The organism is Streptacidiphilus fuscans (assembly GCF_015690355.1).
In the GTDB taxonomy this organism is placed as follows: domain Bacteria; phylum Actinomycetota; class Actinomycetes; order Streptomycetales; family Streptomycetaceae; genus Streptacidiphilus; species Streptacidiphilus fuscans.
Genome location: NZ_JADPRT010000010.1, coordinates 327,054 through 347,693 on the forward strand (window position 1 = coordinate 327,054; position 20,640 = coordinate 347,693).

The following is a 20,640-nucleotide window of genomic DNA, read 5'->3' on the forward strand; positions in this document are numbered from 1 at the left end:
TCACGACCGCGCCCGTCCCGTCCGCATGAAGCACCGTCATATGTGGACGGCGACGGGCGCGTTCGCGTCCTGCTGGATCCTTCCGCGACGGTAGAGCACCAGGCTGAGCACCAGACCGACGGCGAAGAAGCCCGCCGACCACCAGTACGCGGTGGAGTAGCTGTGCAGCTGCGCCTTGGCCAGCAGCTCCGGCGTCGGCACGCCCTTGCCGACCAGGTAGCTCGTACCGGCGCTGGTGGCCAGGGTGTTGAGCAGCGCGGTGCCGATCGAACCGCCGATCTGCTGCATGGTGTTGACCGCGGCCGAGGCCACGCCCGCGTCCTGCTCGCCGATCCGGTCGGTGGCCAGGCTCATCGTGACCGGCATGATCAGGCCGAGACCGAAGCCCATCACCAGCAGCGGCGGCAGCACGGCGGTGGCGTAGGAGCTGTTCAGCCCGAGGGCGGTCAGCCAGACCATGGCGCCCGCCGCGAGCGCCATCCCGGTGGGGACGAGCGGCCTCGGCCCGATCCGCGGCAGCAGCCACAGGGTGGCCAGCTGCGCGGAGACCATCAGCGCGCCGATCATCGGCAGGAAGCCGAGGCCGGTCTGCACCGGGCTGTAGTGCAGCGTCTCCTGCAGGTAGTAGGTCAGGAAGAGGAAGACACCGAACATGCCCGCGCCGGTGATGGCGGTGGCCAGGAACGACGCGCCGCGGTTGCGGTCCAGCAGCACGCGCAGCGGCAGCAGCGGGTGCTCGGCGCGGGTCTGCCACCAGCCGAAGACCGCGATCAGCAGCACGCCCGCGACCAGGAACCCCCAGGTCTGCGGCGAACCCCAGCTGTGCGACTCGGCGTTGGAGAAGCCGTAGACCAGCCCGAAGAGACCGGCGGAGACCAGCAGCGTGCCGGGGATGTCCAGCTTGGGCCGATCGGCGGGAGCGCCCTTGCGCAGGAAGGCGAAGCCGCCGGCGAGCGCGAGGGCCGCGAAGAAGAGGTTGACGAAGAGGGTCCAGCGCCAGTTCAGATGCTCCGTCAGCAGCCCGCCGAGCAGCAGGCCGATGCCGCCGCCCGCGCCCGCGATGGCGCCGAAGATGCCGAACGCCTTGGCGCGTTCCTTGGCCTCGGTGAAGGTGGTGTTGAGCAGGGAGAGCGCGGCGGGCGCGAGAAGGGCCCCGAAGAAGCCCTGCAGCGCACGGCCGGTGACCAGGACGGTGAAGTCCCCGGCGGCACCGGCCAGCGCGGAGGCGGCGGCGAACCCGCCGACGCCGACCAGGAACACGACCTTGCGACCGAAGAGGTCGGCGAGTCGCCCGCCGAGCAGCAGCAGGCTGCCGAAGGCGAGCGCGTAGGCGGTGACGATCCACTGCCGGTCGGCGTTGGAGAAGCCCAGCGCGTGCTGGGCCGAGGGCAGCGCGATGTTCACGATCGTGCCGTCCAGCACGACCATCAGCTGCGCGATCCCGACGACCGCCAGCACCCACCACCGTCGGCCGCCGTTGCCGGCGGCCGTACTGCCCTCCGCCGCGCTGACGCGCGGGGCGGTTGTCTGAGACATGAGGACTCCGAACGAAACGGTTTCGTACTCTTCGCAGGCAACGATACGCCTATCGAAACGAAGTCGTTTCGATAGGCGATGTGAGCCGCGTCTCAGACCCCGGCGGCGCGGGGAACCTCTCAGCTGTTCAAAAGCGCGGGGAGCACCACGGAGTTGATGTAACTCTTCATGTACTCCGTGTCCGCGAAGCGGTCCTCGAGGATCTTCCGGGCCGGCAGCGCGCCGACCAGCATGTGCCCGAGGAACTCCCCCGCCGCCGCGCCCTCGCGGATCTCGCCGCGGGCGACGGCCCGCGCCAGCATCTCGCGCAGGACCACCAGGACCGGCTCGACCAGCATCTCCCGGAGCGCCGCCCCCAGATCGGGGTTCAGATGCACCGCGTGGCCGACCGCGCTCATGAAGACGGTGTCGTCCTCCAGCGCCATCCCCGCCTCCGCGAGCGCGTGCAGGTCGCCGGGGAGCGAGCCGGTGTCGACGTCGTCGAGCAGCAACGGGCGGGCGTGGCGCATCGCGGAGGCGACCAGCTGCGGCTTGCCCTTCCACTGCCGGTAGAGCGTGGCCTTGCTGACGTGGGCGCGGGAGGCCACGGCGTCCATGGTCAACGAGTCGTAGCCGAGCTCCCTGACCAGGTCGATGACGTGCCGGTACAGCTCCGCCTCGCGCTCGGCGCTGAGGCGCCCGCGCCCTGCCGCCGCAGTCGTCACCTGGGTCAGAGCCCCACAGCCTTCATCAGCTGGCCCACCTCGGGGTTGGTCAGCCGGCGCAGCCAGCCGGACTTCTGGTCGCCGAGCGCGATCGGCCCGAACTGGGTGCGGACCAGCTTCTCGACCGGGAAGCCCGCCTCGGCCAGCATGCGGCGCACGATGTGCTTGCGGCCCTCGTGGAGGGTGACCTCGACCAGGTAGTTCTTGCCGACGTTCTGCACCACCTTGAAGCCGTCGGCGCGGGCCCAGCCGTCTTCCAGCTCGATGCCCTTGGCCAGGATCTTGCCCAGGTCGCGCGGGATCGGGCCCTGGATCGCGGCCAGGTAGGTCTTCTGCACGCCGTACTTGGGGTGGGTCAGACGGTGGGCCAGCTCACCGTGGTTGGTGAGCAGGATGATGCCCTCGGTCTCGGTGTCCAGTCGGCCGACGTGGAAGAGACGCGTCTCGCGGTTGTTGACGTAGTCGCCCAGGCACTGACGGCCGTCCGGGTCCTCCATCGTCGCGACGACGCCGGCCGGCTTGTTGAGCGCGAAGAACAGGTAGTTCTGGGTGGCCACGGTCAGACCGTCGACCTCGATCTTGTCCTTGTCCGGGTCGACGCGCTTGCCCTGCTCGCGGACGACCTTGCCGTTGACCATGACGCGGCCCTGGTCGATCAGCTCCTCGCAGGCGCGACGGCTGCCCATGCCCGCGCGGGCCAGCACCTTCTGCAGGCGCTCGCCCTCGAGGTCGCCGGTCGCGCTCGGCTTGGACGGGCGGTCGTGGCGGGCCCGGACCGCGTCCTCGACGCGGGCCTGCAGCTCACGCGGACGCGAGGCACCGGCGCCGGGGCCCTTCTTCGGGCGGATCTGGCCGACGCCACCGCCACTGCCCGTGCCCTCACGGCGCGGACCGCGCGGCTTGGCGTTCTCGCCGCCGCCCCACTCCGGCCGGTCGTAGCGGCGCTGCTCGGGACGCGGCGTGCCCTTGCCGCCGCCCGAGCCCGTGCCCTGGCCGCGACGCTGGCCCTGTCCCTGGCCGCCCTGTCCCCGGGAGCCCGAGCCGCCGCCGCTGCTGTTCCTGCTGTTACCGCTACGCATCAAATGCCCGCTGCCTGGTCTGTCCGTCGTCGTCTGTCGTCCGTACTGCACTACTCACTACCGCACTACTCACTGCTCGGCACTCACCGGTCGGCGTCAGTCGCCGCTGGGCCCACTGTCCACTGCCAGCACCGCCTCGGCGATCGCGGAGCCCTCCTGCGAGTCCGCTTCCACGTCGTCGGCCTCGGGGAGGAAGGGCGCGAGCTCCGGCAGTTCGTCCAGGCCGCGCAGCCCCATCCGTTCCAGGAAGTAGTGAGTGGTCCGGTACAAATACGCTCCGGTCTCCGGCTCCGTACCGGACTCCTCGACCAGACCTCTCTGTACCAGGGTACGCATGACGCCGTCACAGTTCACACCACGGACGGCGGAGACCCGGGAACGGGAGACCGGCTGACGGTACGCGATGACCGCCAGCGTCTCCAACGCGGCCTGGGTCAACCGGGCCTGCTGACCGTCCAGGACGAACCGGTCCACGACCGGCGCGCAGACGGCGCGCGTGTAGAAACGCCAGCCCCCGGCGATGTGGCGGAGCTCGAAACCGCGCTGCTGCTCGGTGTACTCCTCGGCCAGCTCGGCGAGCGCCGCGGCGACCAGCTTCCTCGGCCGCTCCAGCACCTCGGCCAGCCGCACGGCGCTGATCGGCTCGTCGACGACCATGAGCACGGCTTCGAGCGCGGCCTTGAGGGGGATCTCGGGGGCGGGGTCCGGGACGGGGTCCACCGGGGAAGCGGGCACGGGCGCGGGCACCGGCTCGGGGGCAGGCGCGGGCCGCGGGACGGGTGCCGGTGCCAGGACCGGTTCCAGGGTGCGCTCCCCTGCTGGCTCCGGAAGATCGACCTGCGCGACATCGTCGATCGCGTCGAGCTCGTCGATCGCGTCGATCACGTCGACCTCGACGAGGCCCGCGCCGGCGACGTCCTCGCGGAAGACCGTCTCCAGCTGCTCGCCCGGGCGCAGCTGGCCGGGGAGGCCCAGACGGCGGCGTGGCGCGCCGGTCGCGTCGCTGCGGTCGTCCGGCATCTCAGGACTCCTTCGTGCGTGCGTGTGTGCCGTCCTCGGCGGTCCCCGCGGCGTCCGCCGGGGGTGCGTCGAACTCCTCGCCCAGGCCCTCCGCCACGGCGATCTCCCCGCCGTCGGCGACGTCGGCCGCCCAGCGGACCAGCAACTCCCCGAGTGCCTCGGGCTGGTCGAAGGCGAGCAGCTTCTCCCGGTACAGCTCCAGCAGCGCGAGGAACCGGGCCACCACCGTCAGCACGTCGGGCGCGTCCACCGTCAGCTCGCTGAACCGCGCCTCGCCGCGCTCGCGCAACAGGGCGAGGACCAGCTCGGCCTGCTCCCGGACGCTGACCTTGGGCGTGTGGATGTGGTCGACGTAGACGACCGGTTTGGGCTTGGGCTCCATCGCCTTGGCGGCGAGCTTGGCGAACGCGGTAAGGCCGATGGAGATGACCACGTCGGGCAGCAGCTCGGCGTGCTCCGGGTCCAGGCCGACCGTACGCGGGCGGCGGGCGCCCTCCGCCTCCCAGCGCTCGGCGAAGAGGGCCGCGACGCGCTTGTAGGCGCGGTACTGGAGCAGGCGGGCGAAGAGCAGGTCGCGCGCCTCCAGCAGGGCGAGGTCCTCCTCGTCCTCCAGCTCGGCGACCGGGAGCAGCCGGGCCGCCTTGAGGTCGAGCAGGGTGGCCGCCACCACCAGGAACTCGCTGGCCTGGTCGAGATCCCAGTCCGGACCCATGGCCCGGATATGGGCGATGAACTCGTCGGTCACCTTGGACAGCGAGACCTCGGTGACGTCCAGCTTGTGCTTGGCGATCAGGCTGAGCAGCAGGTCGAACGGGCCCTCGAAGTTGTCCAGGCGCACCAGGAAGCCGCCCGCCGGCTCCTCGCCGGGCGCGTCGGGACCGGGCGCGTCAGGGCGGGTCGCGTCAGGACCGCGCAGGTCAGGGCCTGGCGCGTCGGCGACCTCGGGTGGGACTTCGGGCAGGGTGTGCATGGTGGGCCTATGGTGCCCTGTCCCCGGCCCGGCGGGCGAGCGCCGCGCGGGTCAGCGACCGCGCAGCCGTCGTACCAGGATGCTGGCCTCGCCGCGCTGCTCCAGGTCCGCCAGGACCACGGCGACCGCCTCGCGGACGATCCGCCCCCGGTCCACCGCGAGTCCGTACTCGCCGCGCAGGGCCAGCCGGGCGTGTTCCAGGTCGAACAGCTCCTCGGCGGAGACGTAGACCGTGATCTTCTCCTCGTGGCGCTCGCGACCGGTCGGGCGGGGGCGCGGGCCGCGGGTCTTGCGGCGGGCGGTCGCCGGCTGGGTGATCGCGTCGGAGGCGGCCTGCGCGGCCTTGGTAGCCGCTCCGGCCTCGACCCGAGGGGGCGGGCCGGGGACGGCTCCGTGCTCGCCTGCCGGATCGGCGGGCTGCCCCTCCGGGGGCCGGGCCGCCGGGGGCGGCACCGCTGCCTGGGCCCCGGCCGAGGACCCCGCCGACGCGGGCGGGGCGGCGGGCGCGGAGGACGTCTCCTCGGAGGCGTCCGGTGCGCGCGGCGCGGGCGTGCTGAGTGCGGTCCCCCCAGTGGTCCGGAACAGTTCGTCCGCCCCCGGGAGACTCACTCGACGGGGCACCGGGCGAGCACCTCCCTGGCGAGCTGACGGTACGCGGCGGCCCCGACCGAGTTGGAGGCGTAGGTGGTGATCGGCTCACCGGCCACCGTGGTCTCCGGGAACCGCACCGTACGGCCGATGACGGTGTGGAAGACGTGCTCGCCGAACGCCTCGACCACGCGGGCCAGCACCTCGCGGCTGTGGACCGTGCGCGAGTCGTACATGGTGGCCAGGATGCCGTCCAGGCGCAGGTCGGGGTTGAGCCGCTCGCAGACCTTCTCGATGGTCTCGGTCAGCAGCGCGACCCCGCGCAGCGCGAAGAACTCGCATTCCAGCGGCACGATGACACTGTGAGCGGCCGTCAGCGCATTGACCGTCAGCAGGCCGAGCGACGGCTGGCAGTCGATGATGATGTAGTCGTAGTCGTTCAGCAGCGGCTTGAGCGCCCGCGCCAGCGCCGACTCCCGGGCCACCTCGCTGACCAGCTGCACCTCGGCGGCCGACAGGTCGATGTTGCTGGGGAGCAGGTCCATGCCGGGCACGGCCGTCTTGAGCAGCACCTCATCGGCCGTCAGACCCCGCTCCATCAGCAGGTTGTAGACGGTGAGGTCGAGCTCCATCGGGTTGACGCCGAGGCCGACCGACAGGGCGCCCTGCGGGTCGAAGTCGACGAGCAGCACCCGGCGGCCGTACTCGGCAAGCGCGGCGCCCAGGTTGATGGTCGAGGTCGTCTTGCCGACCCCGCCCTTCTGGTTGCACATCGCGACGATCCGGGCCGGACCGTGCTCGGTCAGCGGCGTGGGGATCGGGAAGTACGGCAGCGGCCTGCCCGTGGGGCCGACCCGCTCGCGGCGCTGGCGCGCGGCGTCGGGCGCCAGGGTCGCGGCGTACTCCGGATCCGGCTCGTACTCGGCATCGGGGTCGTAGAACTGACCGTCCGCCATGCCGGCGCGGTCCGTCTGGACCAGGCCGGGCTCGATGGGGACGTCCAGCGCGCTCGCGTGGCGCAGCGCGTCGTGATCGGAAATCGGGTACTCCAGGCTCGGGTAGCCGGGCTGCTGCTGACGTGCGTCGAAAGTACGCGGGGCGCCGCTCCCGGGAGCAATTGTCGACTCATTCACAAGTCGTCTTACCTCCTTGGCGACCGCCGTAGTGTCGGTGCGGACATCGAGAGCTTGGGGCTCTGCCCCCTCCACTGGGCGGCATTCACCGCACCGCAGCCTAGCAACGACACAGTAGCGTCAACCAGCACACCAGTGATGCACTAACCAACATGTCGATATGACAATTGCGGATCGCCGGTCCCAGGCACTGTACGAAACCGCTGTTCGGCACGGAGAGACACTGCTGCTCACCCCCGTTCACTCCTCTGCCGAGGGTGACATCAACTTGCGTGGGGTTGACAGAACGCCAGGAGGGCGCCGCACCGACGTGCGACGCCCTCCTGGGCGGGTGACAAGCCGTCAGGCCGTCATCGGGCCATGGTCAGGCCAGGACGTCCGCCAGCTCGACGTGCGGCAGGCCGAAGGCGTCGGCGACCGCGGCGTAGGTGATCTGACCCTCGTGCGTGTTGAGACCCTTGGCCAGCGCGGCGTCGCGGCGGCAGGCCTCCTGCCAGCCGCGGTTGGCCAGCTCGAGGATGTACGGGAGGGTCGCGTTGGTCAGCGCGTAGGTGGAGGTGTTGGGCACCGCACCCGGCATGTTGGCCACGCAGTAGAAGACCGAGTTGTGGACCGGGAAGGTCGGCTCGGCGTGCGTGGTCGGGTGCGAGTCCTCGAAGCAGCCGCCCTGGTCGATGGCGATGTCGACGAGCACGGAGCCCGGCTTCATGCGGGAGACCAGCTCGTTGGTGACCAGCTTCGGGGCCTTGGCGCCCGGGATCAGCACCGCGCCGATGACCAGGTCGGCCTCGAGGACGGCCTTCTCCAGCTCGAAGGAGTTGGAGGCGATGGCCTTGATCTTGTTGCCGAAGATCTTGTCGGCCTCGCGCAGCTTGTTGATGTCGCGGTCGAGCAGGGTCACGTCGTAGCCCATGCCGATGGCGATGGTGGCCGCGTGCCAGCCGGAGACGCCACCGCCGATGACGACGGCCTTGGCCGGGTGGGTGCCGGGCACGCCACCGGGAAGGACGCCACGGCCGCCGGTCGGACGCATCAGGTGGTAGGAGCCGACCTGCGGAGCCAGACGGCCCGCGACCTCGGACATCGGGGCGAGCAGCGGCAGCGCGCCGTTGGCGAGCTGGACCGTCTCGTACGCGATGGCGGTGGTGCCGGAGCTCAGCAGCGCGTCGGTGCACTCGCGGGAGGCGGCCAGGTGGAGGTAGGTGAAGAGCAGCTGGCCCTTGCGGAGGCGGTGGTACTCCTCGGCGATGGGCTCCTTGACCTTCAGCAGGAGGTCGGCCGTGGCCCAGACCTCGTCGGCGGTGTCAAGAATCGTGGCACCGGCGGCCACGTACTCCTCGTTGGGGATCGAGGAGCCGGCACCGGCGTTGTTCTCGACGAACACCTCGTGCCCGTTGCGGACCAGCTCGTGCACGCCAGACGGCGTGATGGCCACGCGGTACTCGTGGTTCTTGACCTCGCGGGGGATGCCGACCTTCACGGCTAACACGTCCCTTGCACATGGGGGTTCCTCCCGACGACGGGAACGCCGCCGGAAGCCACGCGCAGCGACATTGCCATGCGTGGCACTTCCGAGTGTATTTGAAGCCCCAGACATGCGTAAGCCTTCCAATCCGACCAAAAGTCTCGGATCTGTTGGCTGTTTCGTAGGCTTGCGCTCCGGCCGGGCCATCGAATCACAAGAAATGCGACAATCAGGACAATCAATCGAAACCGGATCGTTGTGCCGTCGGCGGCCGGTGTTCCCGCGTCGGGGCCTGCCGTGGACGGCCCACACCCAGGGCTGCGGCCTGGTCCCGCTGGACCCGTGCGCCCGCCTGGTCACCCGCGCGGTCCAGGGCCTCCGCCATGCGCAGCAGCACCAGCCCTTCAAGGCGTCCGCCGCCCGCGCGCCGGGCCGCCTCCAGCGCCTCGCGCTGGGTGCGCAGGGCTGCCTCGGTGCCGCCGGAGAGCTCCTGCACCCGGGCCGCGCCGAGGATCGCGGTGACCGCGGCCGACTCGTCGTCGAGCTTGCGGTGCAGGGCGACCGCGGCCCGGTACTCGCGCAGCGCGTCCGTGTAGCGGCCCTGGGCGCTGTGGGTGGCGGCGAGGCGGCCGAGCAGCCGGGCCTCGTCGGCGCGCTCGCCCCGGTTGCGGCGCAGGGTCAGCGCGCGGCCGTAGAAGTCGACGGCGCGGACCAGGTCACCGGAGGCACGGTAGGCGCCGGCGGTGGCCTCCAGGATCCGGCCCACCGCGACCTGGTCCTGGGCGGCGCGGGCCGGGCCGAGCGCGCTGCGGTAGCGCTCCATGGCCCGGGAGTGTTCACCCGCGGCGGCGTGCAGGTCGCCCAGGTTGACCAGGGCCGCGGCCTGCCGCTGCGGTTGGGCGCCGCGCCGGGCCAGCTCCTGGACGGCCGAGTGCAGGGCGTACAGGTCGGTGGCGACCGAACGGCCGCGCGCCTCGCCCCACACCGGCAGTGCCCGGACCAGCGCGGTGGCCAGCCGGGTCACCAGCCCGTCCAGGCCGCCCGCGGCCATGGCGTCCGGGACGGCCAGCAGCAGGGTGGGCAGCTCCAGGTCCAGCCAGGCCCAGGCCTCGGCGGCGCTGCGGAACCGGAGCGGGACCGGCAGCGGCTCGGGCTCCGGCATGCGGTCCGGCGCGAGCCGGTGGACGCACGCGCCCAGCAGCCGCACCTGCCGCTCCAGCCACCGGGCCCGGGACAGCTCCACGGCGGCGGGCTTGTCGTGCGCCTCGCGCAGCCCGGTCAGCACCGGCCGCAGACTCTCCGGCACCCGGAACCGGCCCGGCGCTGCCGCCTCCTCGTGCAGCAGTTGCTGCGCGGCGAGCGAGGCCAACTGCGTGGCGGCGGCGTCCACCGGGCAGCCGACCAGCGCCGCCGCGCCGCGGGCGTCCAGCACGCCGCCCGGGACGACCGTGGTCAGGCGCAGCAACTGCTGCGCGCCGCCGCCGAGCGCGCCGTAAACGAGCGCGAAGGTACGCCGCAGCGGGTCCTCGCTGCGCTGCGCGCCTCGCGGCGGGGGCGGCGCGGCGGCGGGGGCCCCGACGGTGGGCGCGTAGCTGGGCATCGGCGGCACGGCCTGCCCGGGCAGGCCCAGCACGGACGGGCGCTCCGACGGCGCGGGAGCCGACGGGGCCTGCGGGCGCGTGTACTGCGCGAAGGCCTCAGGGGCGACGTCGCGCAGCGCCTGGAGGGCGTCGGAGAGGGAGGCGCGCGGACGGGTCGCCAGCCAGCCGCCGAGCAGGCGCAGCGCTCCGGCGTGACAGGCCACCGTCTCCGCCATGGCCTGCGCCGCGACCGGGTCGTTGACCACCCGGACGTCGCCCGCCATGGCGGCCAGCAGCTCCCGGGCGGCGGTGTAGTCCAGCCCGCCCAGCACGCACGGCCGGGCGTCCGGCACGGAGCTCAGCGGCCCCGAGGTGACGGCCAGCACCAGGGAGCCCGGGGCGGTCGGCAGCAAGGGCTGGATCTGCCCGCTGCCGGTGACGTCGTCGAGGACCAGCAGCACCTGCTGCTCGGCCAGGTGCGCGCGGACGGCCTCGGCGGCGGCGCTCTCCGCCTCGTCCGGGGAAAGGGCGGCCGGACGCGGCAGGCCGAGCGCGTCGAGCAGCCGTCGCGCCGGGAAGGGGTCGCGCAGCGAGAGCCTGACGGCCACGGGGAAGCCGTCGACGAGCTCGGCGGCCAGCCGCAGGGCGAGCGCGGTCCGCCCGGACCCCGGGCGTCCGGCCACGACCAGCACCCGGGCCGGTGCGGCGGCCTCCTCCGCGCGGTCCGCACGGTCGGTACGGTCGGTGCGGTCCACGCGGTCGGTACGGTCCGTACGGGCGCTGGGGCGCAGTCCGGGACGGCCGATCTCCTCGCGCAGCAGCGCGAGTTCGGCGCGCCGTCCGACGAACGGCGCAGGCGCGTCGATCAGGCCCGAGGCGCGCAGCACCTCGCTGCCGGAGGCCGAAGCCGACTGTGCCACGGACACGAGCGCCGCTCCCGTCGGTCAGGTGACAGGGCAATCAGGTGACAGGGCCAGAAGGCTGGCCACTGACTTCTGACGCAGCGTAATTCACTCGGAGCACACGCAGGCACACGTTCACACCGGCGTGCGGAAGCACGGTCGAATATCGCTCAATCGGCTCACATGCCAGGTATTAGAACGGGCGTGCGGGCCAGGGGGCTTCGGCGGGGCGGAGGGCGTCGAGGCCGTTGGCGGCCAGGACCGCCGAGAGCGCCAGCGCGCCCGCGACGAGGGCGCCGTTGTGGAGGTCGCCCGCGAGGGCGCGGCTGACGACCTCGGTCAGCGGGAAGCGGGCGACCTGGAGGTCGAGCTCCTCGCCCTCGGCCTGGAACCGCTCGCCCTCGGACTCGGCCAGGTCGCGGGCCAGGTAGATCCGGATCGCCTCGTCGGAGCCGCCGGAGGTCGGGTAGAGGTCAACCAGCACCCGCCAGTCCCCCGCCTTGTGGTGCGCCTCCTCGTAGAGCTCCCGCTGCGCGGCGTGCAGCGGGTTCTCCCCGGGGATGTCGAGCAGGCCGGCCGGCAGCTCCCAGAGCCGGTGCCGGACCGGGTGGCGGTACTGACGTACCAGCAGCACCCGGTCCTGCTCGTCCAGGGCGATCACGGCGACCGCCCCGGGGTGCTTCATGTAGTCGCGCGTCGCGGCGCGGCCGTCCGGCATGACCACGTCGTCCGAGACGATGTCCCAGACCTTCCCCTCGAAGGCGGGCCGTTCGGCGACGACCTCCCACGAGTCGGGCGTGTCCACAAGGTCCTGCTGGACGGGCTGCTCCGCGGCGCTCACGACGTTCCCTCCCTGGCGGTTTCCGCCGACCTTACTGGGCTTTACTCCGCGACCGGGGCAGCGGCCGCCTCGGACGCGGCGGCCGGAGCGGCCGGAGCCGCAGCGGTGGTCTCGCCGTCCTGCACGCGGATCGCGGCGGCGACCAGCCCGGCGAAGAGCGGGTGCGGGCGGGTCGGACGGGACTTGAGCTCCGGGTGCGCCTGGGTGGCGACCAGGTAGGGGTGCACCTCGCGCGGGTACTCGACGTACTCGACCAGGTCGCCCTTGGGCGAAAGGCCCGAGAACTGCAGGCCCGTCTTCTCCAGCTCGGCGCGGTAGTTGTTGTTGACCTCGTAGCGGTGGCGGTGGCGCTCCTCGACGTACTGCTCGCCGCCGTAGACCTCGCGGACGATCGAGCCCTCGGCCAGCTTGGCCGGGTAGAGGCCCAGGCGCATGGTGCCGCCCAGGTCGCCCTTGCCGTCGACAATCTCCAGCTGCTCGGCCATGGTCGAGATGACCGGGTGGCGGGCGGCGGAGTCGAACTCGGTGGAGTTGGCGTCGGCCAGACCGGCCAGGTTCCGGGCCGCCTCGATGACCACGCACTGCAGGCCCAGGCAGAGACCCAGCAGCGGGGTGCCGTGCTGGCGGGCGTAGGTGATCGCGCCGACCTTGCCGTCCACGCCGCGCTCGCCGAAGCCGCCGGGGATGCAGATCGCGTCGACGTCACCGAGCTGCGCGGCGGCGCCCTCGGGGGTCTCGCAGTCGACCGAGGTGACCCACTTGATCTCGACCTTGGCGTTGTTGGCGAAACCGCCGTGGCGCAGCGCCTCGGTGACCGACAGGTAGGCGTCGGGCAGGTCGATGTACTTGCCGACCAGCGCGATCTTCACGGTCCGGCTGGGCTCGTGGACTCGGCGCAGCAGGTCGTCCCACTGGGTCCAGTCCACGTCGCGCCAGGGCAGGCCGAGGCGGCGCACCACGTAGGCGTCCAGGCCCTCGGTGTGCAGCACCTTCGGGATGTCGTAGATCGACGGGGCGTCGATCGCGGCGACCACGGCCTCCTCGTCGACGTCGCACATCAGCGAGATCTTGCGCTTGATCGCCTGCGGGACCTCGCGGTCGGCGCGCAGCACGATCGCGTCGGGCTGGATGCCGATGTTGCGCAGCGCCGCCACCGAGTGCTGGGTCGGCTTGGTCTTCAGCTCGCCGGACGGGCCGATGTAGGGCAGCAGGGAGACGTGCACGAAGAAGACGTTGTCGCGGCCGACCTCGTGGCGGACCTGGCGGACGGACTCCAGGAACGGCAGCGACTCGATGTCGCCGACGGTGCCGCCGACCTCGGTGATCACCACGTCGACGTCCTCGGTCGCCATGCGGCGGATCCGGGACTTGATCTCGTTGGTGATGTGCGGGATGACCTGGACCGTGTCGCCCAGGTACTCGCCGCGGCGCTCCTTGGCGATGACCGTCGAGTAGACCTGGCCGGTCGTCACGTTGGCCGAGCCGTGCAGGTTGGTGTCAAGGAAGCGCTCGTAGTGGCCGATGTCCAGGTCGGTCTCGGCGCCGTCGTCGGTGACGAAGACCTCGCCGTGCTGGAACGGGTTCATCGTGCCGGGGTCGACGTTCAGGTACGGGTCCAGCTTCTGCATGGTGACCCGCAGTCCCCGTGCCTTGAGCAGGGCCCCGAGGCTGGAGGCGGTCAGCCCCTTGCCGAGCGAGGAGGCAACGCCCCCGGTGACGAAGATGTGCTTGGTCGTCGTGCCGGCCTTACCGGAATGGGGCTGTGCCAAGAGGGGGCTCCCGTGGTCGCGTCATCACCTGCACCGCTCTGCCGAGAGAGGCCGAGGGGGGTGGTGGATCGTAAGGGGTACGGAGCCTGAACCGTCGTGGGACGAGCCCTGCGAAGCGGGCTCAGTACCAATCCACGGGATACCAGGGTATCAGTGCCGCGAGCCGCCCGCGTTCCGACCGGCCGGAACCGGCGCGCCGGTCCCCGCTATCGCGGCAGACCAGCAGGCGGCGCGGAACATCACCGGCAGGTGGCGCGGAAGATCGGGGCGCGGACCGGCACGCCGGTTCCGGATCGTGTCCACAGCGACCCAAGATCCGTCGTATTCTGCACGGACACCGTCCGCATCAGAAGCCCCCTCCGCACCCCGTCGCCGCACGGCGGGACCGGTGTTCCAACCTCGGTACCGCACACGGCTTCTGTGACGCAGCGACGTTCAGCACCACTCCCCTCGGCCCCACCCCCTCCGCTCCACCCCGGCTCGACCCCCACAGCCCCACACTCAGTCCCCGCACTCAGTCCTGCACCGTCTTGCACCCTGCACCCTGCACCGCGAACTGGAGAACCACGTGGCCGCCCGCATCGAGGACTATGCGCTCATCGGCGACATGCAGACCGCAGCCCTGGTCAGCCGGGACGGCGCGGTCGACTGGCTCTGCCTGCCCCGCTTCGACTCGCCCGCCGTCTTCGCGGGCCTGCTCGGCACGGACGAGCACGGCTTCTGGCGCATCGGCCCGGCCGAGCCGGTGCCGGTCGTGGAGGAGGAACAGCCGGTCGAGGCGGAGTCGTTCGCGACCGCACCCTTCGGGGCTGAGCCCTTCGAGACGGTGCCCTTCGAGGCTGCGCCCTTCGAGACGGTGCCCTTCGAAGACAGCGGCGAGTTCCGGGTGCTGCCGCCGACGGCCGCCGCTCCGGCTCCGCCCGCGGCGCGCCGCCGGTACCGGGGCGACTCGCTGGTGCTGGAGCAGGAGTGGGACCTGCCCGGCGGCACGGTGCGGGTGATCGACTTCATGCCGCCGCGTGGCCTGCCCGAGCGGGGCGCGGTGCCGCAGATGATCCGGATCGTGGAGGGCGTCTCCGGCCAGGCGCGGATGCGCTCGGCGCTGCGGATGCGGTTCTCCTACGGCCGGGTCGTCCCCTGGGTGCACCGGGTCGAGGACGGCGAGCAGTCGCGGACGGTCGCGGTGGCGGGGCCGGACTCGGTGTGGCTGGACGGCGAGGCCGAGACCTACGGCCGGAACCTGACCACCTACGCCGACTTCACCGTCTCCGAGGGCGACCGGATCGCGTTCGCGCTGACCTGGCAGCCCTCCCACCTCGGCGCCCCCGACCAGCCCGACCCCGAGGAGGCGCTGGCGACGACGGAGGAGTTCTGGCGCGACTGGGTCGCCCAGTGCACCTACCAGGGCCCCTACCGCGAGGCCGTGGTCCGCTCCCTGATCACGCTCAAGGCGCTGACCTACGCGCCCACCGGCGGCATCGTCGCCGCGCCCACCACCTCCCTGCCGGAGGACATCGGCGGGGTCCGGAACTGGGACTACCGCTTCACCTGGCTGCGGGACGCCACGATCACCCTCTCCTCGCTGCTGCGCACCGGCTACCGCGACGAGGCCCGCGCCTGGCGCGAGTGGCTGCTGCGCGCGGTGGCCGGGGACCCGGAGAACCTGCAGATCATGTACGGCATCGCCGGCGAGCGCGAGCTGTCCGAGACGACGCTGGACTGGCTGCCCGGCTACGAGAACTCCGTCCCGGTCCGGATCGGCAACGGCGCCGCCGACCAGCTCCAGCTGGACGTCTACGGCGAGGTCGTCGAGGCGCTGCACCTGGCCCACATGACCGGCCTGGCCCGCAACGACCACGCCCACATGCTGCAACTGCGCCTGATCTCCTGGCTGGAGCAGCATTGGAACGACCCGGACGAGGGCATCTGGGAGGTCCGCGGCCCGCGCCGCCACTTCGTCCACTCCAAGGTGATGGCCTGGGTCGCGGTCGACCGCACCATCCGCATGTTCGAGCAGACCCCGAACGAGGGCCCACTGGAGCGCTGGCGCGAGCTGCGCGACAGGATCCACGAGGATGTCTGCGAGCACGGCTACGACCCCGATCGCAACACCTTCACCCAGTCCTACGGCTCCAAGGAGCTGGACGCCTCCCTGCTGCTGATCCCACAGGTCGGCTTCCTGCCCCCGGACGACAAGCGCGTGATCGGCACCATCGAGGCCATCCAGCGCGAGCTGATGACGCCCGACGGCTTCGTGCTGCGCTACCCCACCTCGGGCGGCGAGGAGGGCGTGGACGGCCTCCCCGGCGACGAGGGCGCCTTCCTGGCCTGCTCCTTCTGGCTCGCCGACGACCTGGCGATGATCGGCCGGGTCGGCGAGGCGAGAGAGCTGTTCGACAAGCTGCTCGCCATCCGCAATGACGTGGGCCTGCTGGCCGAGGAGTGGGACCCGCGGCTGCAGCGCCAGGTCGGCAACTTCCCGCAGGCCTTCAGCCATGTCCCGCTGATCGACACCGCCCTGCGCCTGACCGCCTGCGGCGGACTGCCGGGGCTGTAGGCCGTTCGTCAGACGGGCCCGTGGCGCTGGCCCGTGCCGTAGGCCCCGGAGAACCGCCGGGGTGAGGCGGGTAGGGGCGAGCAGGGGCGGCGACCTCCTTTTGTACACTGGAGGAACAAAACCTGCCGCCCCACCTCACCAGGGAGCCTCCCGTGGACCTGACCGCCCGTGCACTGCTGCTGGACATGGACGGCACCCTGGTCGACTCCGGGGCCGTGGTGATGCGCGTCTGGGGACGCTGGGCCGCCGAGCACGGCATCCCGATGGAGCGGGTCGAGGCCGTCGTCCACGGGCGTCAGGGCCACCTGAGCATGGCCATCCTGCTGCCGGACCGGCCGACGGCGGAGAACCACGCCGACAACGCCTGGATGCTCGCCGCGGAGACCGCCGACGTCGACGGCATCGTCCCGATACCGGGCGCACCCGCATTCCTCGCCGCGCTGACGGCCGGAGCGGTCCCGCACGCCCTGGTCACCTCGGCGGACGTCGCCCTCTCCGACGCGCGGATGCACGCGGCGGGCCTTCCCATGCCGCGGACCCGCGTCACCGCCGAGGACGTCAGCGCCAGCAAGCCGGACCCGGAGGGCTTCCTCAAGGGCGCGGCGCAGCTCGGCTTCTCCCCCGAGGACTGCGTGGTCTTCGAGGACTCCGAGGCGGGCGTCGCGGCCGGACTGGCTGCGGGCATGCGCGTCGTCGGCATCGGCGCGGCGACCGCCGGCTACGGCGCGACCGTCTCGGTGGACTCGCTGGAGCAGGTCTCCGTGACGACCGGCCCGGACGGCGTCGTCACCCTCAAGATCACCGGCTGAGCAGGCGTACCAAGGGCCGCCTCAGCTCCCGGTGCGGTCCTTGGGCACCTGCTGGACGATCCAGCCGTTGCCGTCCGGGTCGCTGAACGTCAGGAAGGTGTTCCACGGGCCGCCGTGGCCGGGGTTCTGGCCGGTCTCGCCGAAGTGGAACACCTCGCTCGCGCCGACGCCGCGCTCGACCAGGTGGGCCCGCGCCGCGTCGATGTCGGTGACGCAGAGCTGCAGGCCCTGGTAGCTGCCCGGCTCGGACCGGGTCAGGCCCTCACCGACCACGACCGAGCAGCCGGACCCGGGCGGGGTGAGCTGGACGACCCGCATGGCCGGGCTCATCCGCCGGTCGACGTCGACGTGGAAGCCGACCTGTTCGCTGTAGAAGACCTTGGCCCGGTCGACGTCCGCGACCGGGAGCACGACGACCTCAAGAGTCCAGTCCATGGCTCCACGATGGCAGCAGAGGCCGCTCGGCACCTGTCGGGCCGGCTTCTCCGTGGCCGGCTCCGGGCGGTCAGCTCTCGGTGCTCAGCCTTCCGTGGTCAGCCTTCCGTGGTCAGCTCGTCGTAGACGCTGAGCACCTGGGCCACCGTGTCCGCCTCGGTCGGCCAGGTCTCCGCCTGCTGCGGGCCGGCCTCGGCCAGCTCGGCGCGACGGGCCGGGTCGGCGAGCAGCGAGGAGACCGCCGCCGCCAGTGCCGTCGCGTCGCCCGGCGGAACCAGCACCGCCGCGTCGCCGACCAGCTCGGGCAGGCCGCCGACCGCGGTGGTGACCACCGGGACGCCCGCCCGCAGCGCCTCCTGGGCGACCATCGGCCGCGCCTCCCAGCGCGAGGAGATCACCACGACGTCGGCCGCGGCCAGCAGCTCCGCCACGTCCGCGCGGAAGCCCAGCAGCTTGGCCGGGAGCCGCTCCGACTTGATCCGCGCCTTGAGCGCGGGCCCGTCGGCGCCCTCGCCCGCGATCACCACCAGCGGCTGCGGCGCCGACTCGTCCCCGCTGCGCCAGCCGGAGGCGGCGTCCAGCAGCAGGTGGAAGTTCTTCTGCGGCGTCAGGCGGCCGATCGCCAGCACGATCGGGCGGTCCCGGTAGTCCTTGCCCGGCTTGGCAGCGGCCTTTCCCGGCTTGCCGCCCAGGAGTTGACGCCGCGTCTCCTCCCGGCTCGCGGTGGCCGGGGCCAACGGCGGTGCGACGACCGGGCCGAGGCGCGCGTCGGTCGCACCCAGGTCACGGGCGCGGGCGACCAGGTCGGACGAGGCGCCCAGCATCAGGTCGGCGGCGCGCGCCACCCGGCGCTCCATCATCCGCAGCAGCCGCCGCTCCACGCCGGTCGCCAGGTTGGCCGAGTGGGAGGTGACCACCAGCGGCGTCTCCGCCCGGGCCCAGCCTCGGGCGGTGCGCAGCGCCAGGTCGGACAGCAGCGCGGCACGCAGGCCGTGGGCGTGCACCAGCGAGGCGCGGGCGAAGGCCTTGCGCAGCTCGCCGACGGCGGCGCTGTCGGTGCGTGGACCGGGCGTCGGTGTGATCTCCACGGCGTGGAAGCGGGCTCCGGCCCCGGAGAAGCCGAACAGCTTGTCCGTCTCCGCGGGCCCGCACACGGTCACCTCGACCCCGTGCGCGCTCAGGCCCTCGGCCAGCGAGCGCACATGCGCTCCGATGCCGCCGGTCGTCCCGGCCAGCACCAGCACGGCCTTGAGCTCCTCGCTCGACACAGCTGGGGTGCTCTGCTCCACGATCCGCGCCGTCTCTCTTCCGTCGGTCAGTCGGTACTCAGTCATCACTGCCAGGGGTTGCTGCGGGGGCTGTTATGTCCAGGGGCTGTTATGTCCATGATCCGCCACATGGGCCGCCGTCCGGTGCATCACCATGGCAGTTCGGGCCGCAGTTGCCCAGGGCGGGGTCACCCCTCGCGGCCCGCCGTGCCGTTGCGCGCGGCGGCCAGCAGCTCCTCCGCGTGGGCGCGGCCCAGCTCGGAGTCCTCCAGACCGGCCAGCATCCGGGAGAGCTCGCGGACCCGCTCCTCGTCGGTGAGGGTCTTCACGCCGCTGCGGGTGACCAGGCCGTCGACGGTCTTCTCCACCACCAGGTGGCGGTCGGCGAACGCGGCCACCTGCGGGAGGTGGGTCACCACCACGACCTGCGAGGTCCGGGCCAGCCTGGCCAGGCGGCGGCCGATCTCGACCGCGGCCTTGCCACCGACGCCCGCGTCGACCTCGTCGAAGAGGTAGGTCGGCACCGGGTCCGCGCCCGCGAAGACCACCTCGACCGCGAGCATCACCCGGGAGAGCTCACCGCCCGACGCGCCCTTGGCGATCGGACGCGGCGGAGCGCCCGGGTGCGGGGCCAACAGCACCTCGACCTCGTCCACGCCGTAGGGACCAAAATCCGCCGTACGGGTGATCCCGAAGCTCACCCGCGCGTGCGGCATGGCCAGCTCGGTCAGCTCGGCGGTGACCGCCTTGGCGAAGGTCTCCGCGGCAGCGTGCCGGGCGGCGCTCAGCTGCTCGGCGAGCTCGGAGACGGTCTGCGAAAGCGACTCGTGCTCCGCCTGGAGCCCCTCGACCCGCTCGTCGTCGCCGTCCAGCTCGGCCAGGCGGCGGCCCGACCGCTCGTTCCAGGCCAGCACCTCGGCCAGCCCGCCGTCGGGGGTGCCGTACTTGCGCACCAGGTGCGCCAGCACCGCGCGCCGCTCCTCGACGGCGGCCAGCCGGACCGGGTCCGCGTCCAGGTCCTCGGCGTAGCCGGCCAGCTCCTGGGCGATGTCGGAGAGCAGGTAGGAGACCTCGCCGACGCGGTCGGCCAGCGCGCCGAGCCGCTCGTCGTGGGAGCGGACCGCGTCCAGCGCCCGCTTGGCCTGGGCGACCAGCAGGCTCGTGTCGACGACGTCCGGGTCGGCCGGGTCACCGGCCAGCGCGCCGTGGGCGAGCGTGGCGGCGGTGGAGAGCGCGTCGGCGTGGCCGAGGCGCTCCGACTCGGCGGCGAGCTCGACGTCCTCCTGCTCGCGCGGCTCCGCCGCGGCGATCTCGTCCAGGCCGAAGCGGAGCAGGTCCGCCTCCTGGGCACGTTCGCGGGCCCGGGTGGTGATCTCGTCCAGGGTCGTGGCGACCTCGCGCAGACGGCGGTAGGCCGTCTGGTAGGCCACCAGCGGCTCGGCGACCGAGGCGCCCGCGTACCGGTCCAACGCGCCGCGCTGCCGCGCCGGCTGCAGCAGCCGCTGCTGGTCGGACTGGCCGTGCACCGCGATCAGGTCCTCGCCGAGCGTCTGCAGCAGGCTGACCGGGACCGTGCGCCCGCCCACATGCGCCCGCGAGCGGCCCTCCGCCGAGACGGTACGGCTCAGCAGCAGCGCTCCGTCGTCCAGCTCCGCACCGGCCTCCAACGCCCGCTCGGCGGCCGGGGAATCGGCCGCCAGTTCGACCCGCCCCTCGACCACGGCCCGCTCCGCACCGTTGCGTACCAGGGCGGCGTCCGCGCGGCCTCCGAGAAGCAGGCCGAGGCTGGTCACCACCATGGTCTTACCCGCCCCGGTCTCACCGGTGACGACGTTGAAACCCGGCGCCAGTTCGACGACCGCATCGTCGATCACGCCCAGGGCTCGTATCCGCATCTCCTCCAGCACGACCCTGACGATACGCAGTTCGGGCCCCTTCCCGCGACGAGCCACCCCTCGGTGGGGTCGTTCGCGCACGGGTACGA

Annotated in this window: 16 protein-coding genes; 2 read left to right on the top strand and 14 right to left on the bottom strand. The window is 72.5% G+C overall.

All coding sequences use genetic code 11. From position 1 onward, the window contains the following. Positions 1 to 36: 36 nt before the first annotated feature. The 11 genes from I2501_RS24310 to I2501_RS24360 all read right to left on the bottom strand — a co-directional run bounded on the left by I2501_RS24310 (position 37) and on the right by I2501_RS24360 (position 13,587). Positions 37 to 1,536 carry a DHA2 family efflux MFS transporter permease subunit gene (locus I2501_RS24310; protein ID WP_196196289.1) on the bottom strand — a complete coding sequence of 500 codons (1,500 nt, stop codon included), beginning with the start codon at positions 1,534 to 1,536 and terminating at the stop codon, positions 37 to 39. Between the two features lie 119 nt (positions 1,537 to 1,655). After that, positions 1,656 to 2,249: a TetR/AcrR family transcriptional regulator gene (locus I2501_RS24315; protein WP_196196350.1), complete on the bottom strand. Its 594-nt coding sequence runs from the start codon at positions 2,247 to 2,249 to the stop codon at positions 1,656 to 1,658. Continuing rightward, the gene (locus tag I2501_RS24320) at positions 2,246 to 3,319 is read right to left on the bottom strand and encodes a pseudouridine synthase (protein ID WP_196196290.1); all 1,074 of its coding nucleotides are present in this window, start codon (positions 3,317 to 3,319) and stop codon (positions 2,246 to 2,248) included. The genes I2501_RS24315 and I2501_RS24320 overlap by 4 nt, the downstream gene beginning before the upstream one ends. A 96-nt stretch (positions 3,320 to 3,415) precedes the next feature. Next, positions 3,416 to 4,054 carry an SMC-Scp complex subunit ScpB gene (scpB, locus tag I2501_RS24325; protein ID WP_328806589.1) on the bottom strand — a complete coding sequence of 213 codons (639 nt, stop codon included), beginning with the start codon at positions 4,052 to 4,054 and terminating at the stop codon, positions 3,416 to 3,418. Between the two features lie 286 nt (positions 4,055 to 4,340). Next, entirely contained in the window at positions 4,341 to 5,309 is a 969-nt protein-coding gene (locus I2501_RS24330; protein ID WP_196196291.1) for a segregation and condensation protein A, read from the bottom strand. Positions 5,310 to 5,360: 51 nt separating this feature from the next. Continuing rightward, positions 5,361 to 5,918: a hypothetical protein gene (locus I2501_RS24335; protein ID WP_328806583.1), complete on the bottom strand. Its 558-nt coding sequence runs from the start codon at positions 5,916 to 5,918 to the stop codon at positions 5,361 to 5,363. Then, positions 5,915 to 6,853 carry a ParA family protein gene (locus I2501_RS24340; protein WP_215909961.1) on the bottom strand — a complete coding sequence of 313 codons (939 nt, stop codon included), beginning with the start codon at positions 6,851 to 6,853 and terminating at the stop codon, positions 5,915 to 5,917. The genes I2501_RS24335 and I2501_RS24340 overlap by 4 nt, the downstream gene beginning before the upstream one ends. Before the next feature lie 541 nt (positions 6,854 to 7,394). Continuing rightward, a complete protein-coding gene (gene ald, locus I2501_RS24345; RefSeq protein ID WP_196196294.1) occupies positions 7,395 to 8,510 on the bottom strand; it encodes an alanine dehydrogenase in 1,116 nt (371 codons plus the stop codon). Positions 8,511 to 8,733: 223 nt separating this feature from the next. Then, on the bottom strand, positions 8,734 to 11,001 hold the full coding sequence (locus I2501_RS40705; RefSeq protein WP_196196295.1) for a tetratricopeptide repeat protein: 2,268 nt from the start codon (positions 10,999 to 11,001) through the stop codon (positions 8,734 to 8,736). Between the two features lie 169 nt (positions 11,002 to 11,170). Further along, entirely contained in the window at positions 11,171 to 11,818 is a 648-nt protein-coding gene (locus I2501_RS24355; RefSeq protein ID WP_328806584.1) for an NUDIX hydrolase, read from the bottom strand. Between the two features lie 41 nt (positions 11,819 to 11,859). After that, a complete protein-coding gene (locus I2501_RS24360; protein ID WP_196196296.1) occupies positions 11,860 to 13,587 on the bottom strand; it encodes a CTP synthase in 1,728 nt (575 codons plus the stop codon). A gap of 568 nt (positions 13,588 to 14,155) precedes the next feature. On the opposite strand from I2501_RS24360, the gene I2501_RS24370 reads away from it, so the two are divergent. Together I2501_RS24370 and I2501_RS24375 are read left to right on the top strand one after the other, a co-directional pair. Further along, positions 14,156 to 16,144, top strand: a complete 1,989-nt coding sequence (locus I2501_RS24370; RefSeq protein ID WP_408022773.1) for a glycoside hydrolase family 15 protein — start codon at positions 14,156 to 14,158, stop codon at positions 16,142 to 16,144. A 185-nt stretch (positions 16,145 to 16,329) separates the two neighbouring features. Continuing rightward, positions 16,330 to 16,953: an HAD-IA family hydrolase gene (locus I2501_RS24375; RefSeq protein WP_215909964.1), complete on the top strand. Its 624-nt coding sequence runs from the start codon at positions 16,330 to 16,332 to the stop codon at positions 16,951 to 16,953. Positions 16,954 to 16,974: 21 nt separating this feature from the next. Here the strand turns inward: I2501_RS24375 and I2501_RS24380 are convergent, their stop codons facing one another. The 3 genes from I2501_RS24380 to recN form a co-directional block, all read right to left on the bottom strand. After that, complete coding sequence (locus tag I2501_RS24380) at positions 16,975 to 17,388, bottom strand: VOC family protein (RefSeq protein ID WP_196196298.1); 414 nt, start codon at positions 17,386 to 17,388, stop codon at positions 16,975 to 16,977. A gap of 98 nt (positions 17,389 to 17,486) precedes the next feature. Further along, complete coding sequence (locus tag I2501_RS24385; RefSeq protein ID WP_196196299.1) at positions 17,487 to 18,722, bottom strand: glycosyltransferase family 4 protein; 1,236 nt, start codon at positions 18,720 to 18,722, stop codon at positions 17,487 to 17,489. A 122-nt stretch (positions 18,723 to 18,844) separates the two neighbouring features. Next, positions 18,845 to 20,551: a DNA repair protein RecN gene (recN, locus tag I2501_RS24390; RefSeq protein WP_196196354.1), complete on the bottom strand. Its 1,707-nt coding sequence runs from the start codon at positions 20,549 to 20,551 to the stop codon at positions 18,845 to 18,847. Positions 20,552 to 20,640: the final 89 nt, after the last annotated feature.

What these genes read in the sequence shown, in the direction of transcription:
- I2501_RS24375 (WP_215909964.1), top strand. Translation starts at nt 16,330, where the DNA reads ATGGACGGCACCCTGGTCGACTCCGGGGCCGTGGTGATGCGCGTCTGG.
- I2501_RS24320 (WP_196196290.1), bottom strand. Translation starts at nt 3,319, where the DNA reads ATGCGTAGCGGTAACAGCAGGAACAGCAGCGGCGGCGGCTCGGGCTCC.
- I2501_RS24310 (WP_196196289.1), bottom strand. Translation starts at nt 1,536, where the DNA reads ATGTCTCAGACAACCGCCCCGCGCGTCAGCGCGGCGGAGGGCAGTACG.
- I2501_RS24380 (WP_196196298.1), bottom strand. Translation starts at nt 17,388, where the DNA reads ATGGACTGGACTCTTGAGGTCGTCGTGCTCCCGGTCGCGGACGTCGAC.
- recN (WP_196196354.1), bottom strand. Translation starts at nt 20,551, where the DNA reads ATGCGGATACGAGCCCTGGGCGTGATCGACGATGCGGTCGTCGAACTG.
- I2501_RS24340 (WP_215909961.1), bottom strand. Translation starts at nt 6,853, where the DNA reads ATGGCGGACGGTCAGTTCTACGACCCCGATGCCGAGTACGAGCCGGAT.
- I2501_RS24385 (WP_196196299.1), bottom strand. Translation starts at nt 18,722, where the DNA reads ATGACTGAGTACCGACTGACCGACGGAAGAGAGACGGCGCGGATCGTG.
- I2501_RS24330 (WP_196196291.1), bottom strand. Translation starts at nt 5,309, where the DNA reads ATGCACACCCTGCCCGAAGTCCCACCCGAGGTCGCCGACGCGCCAGGC.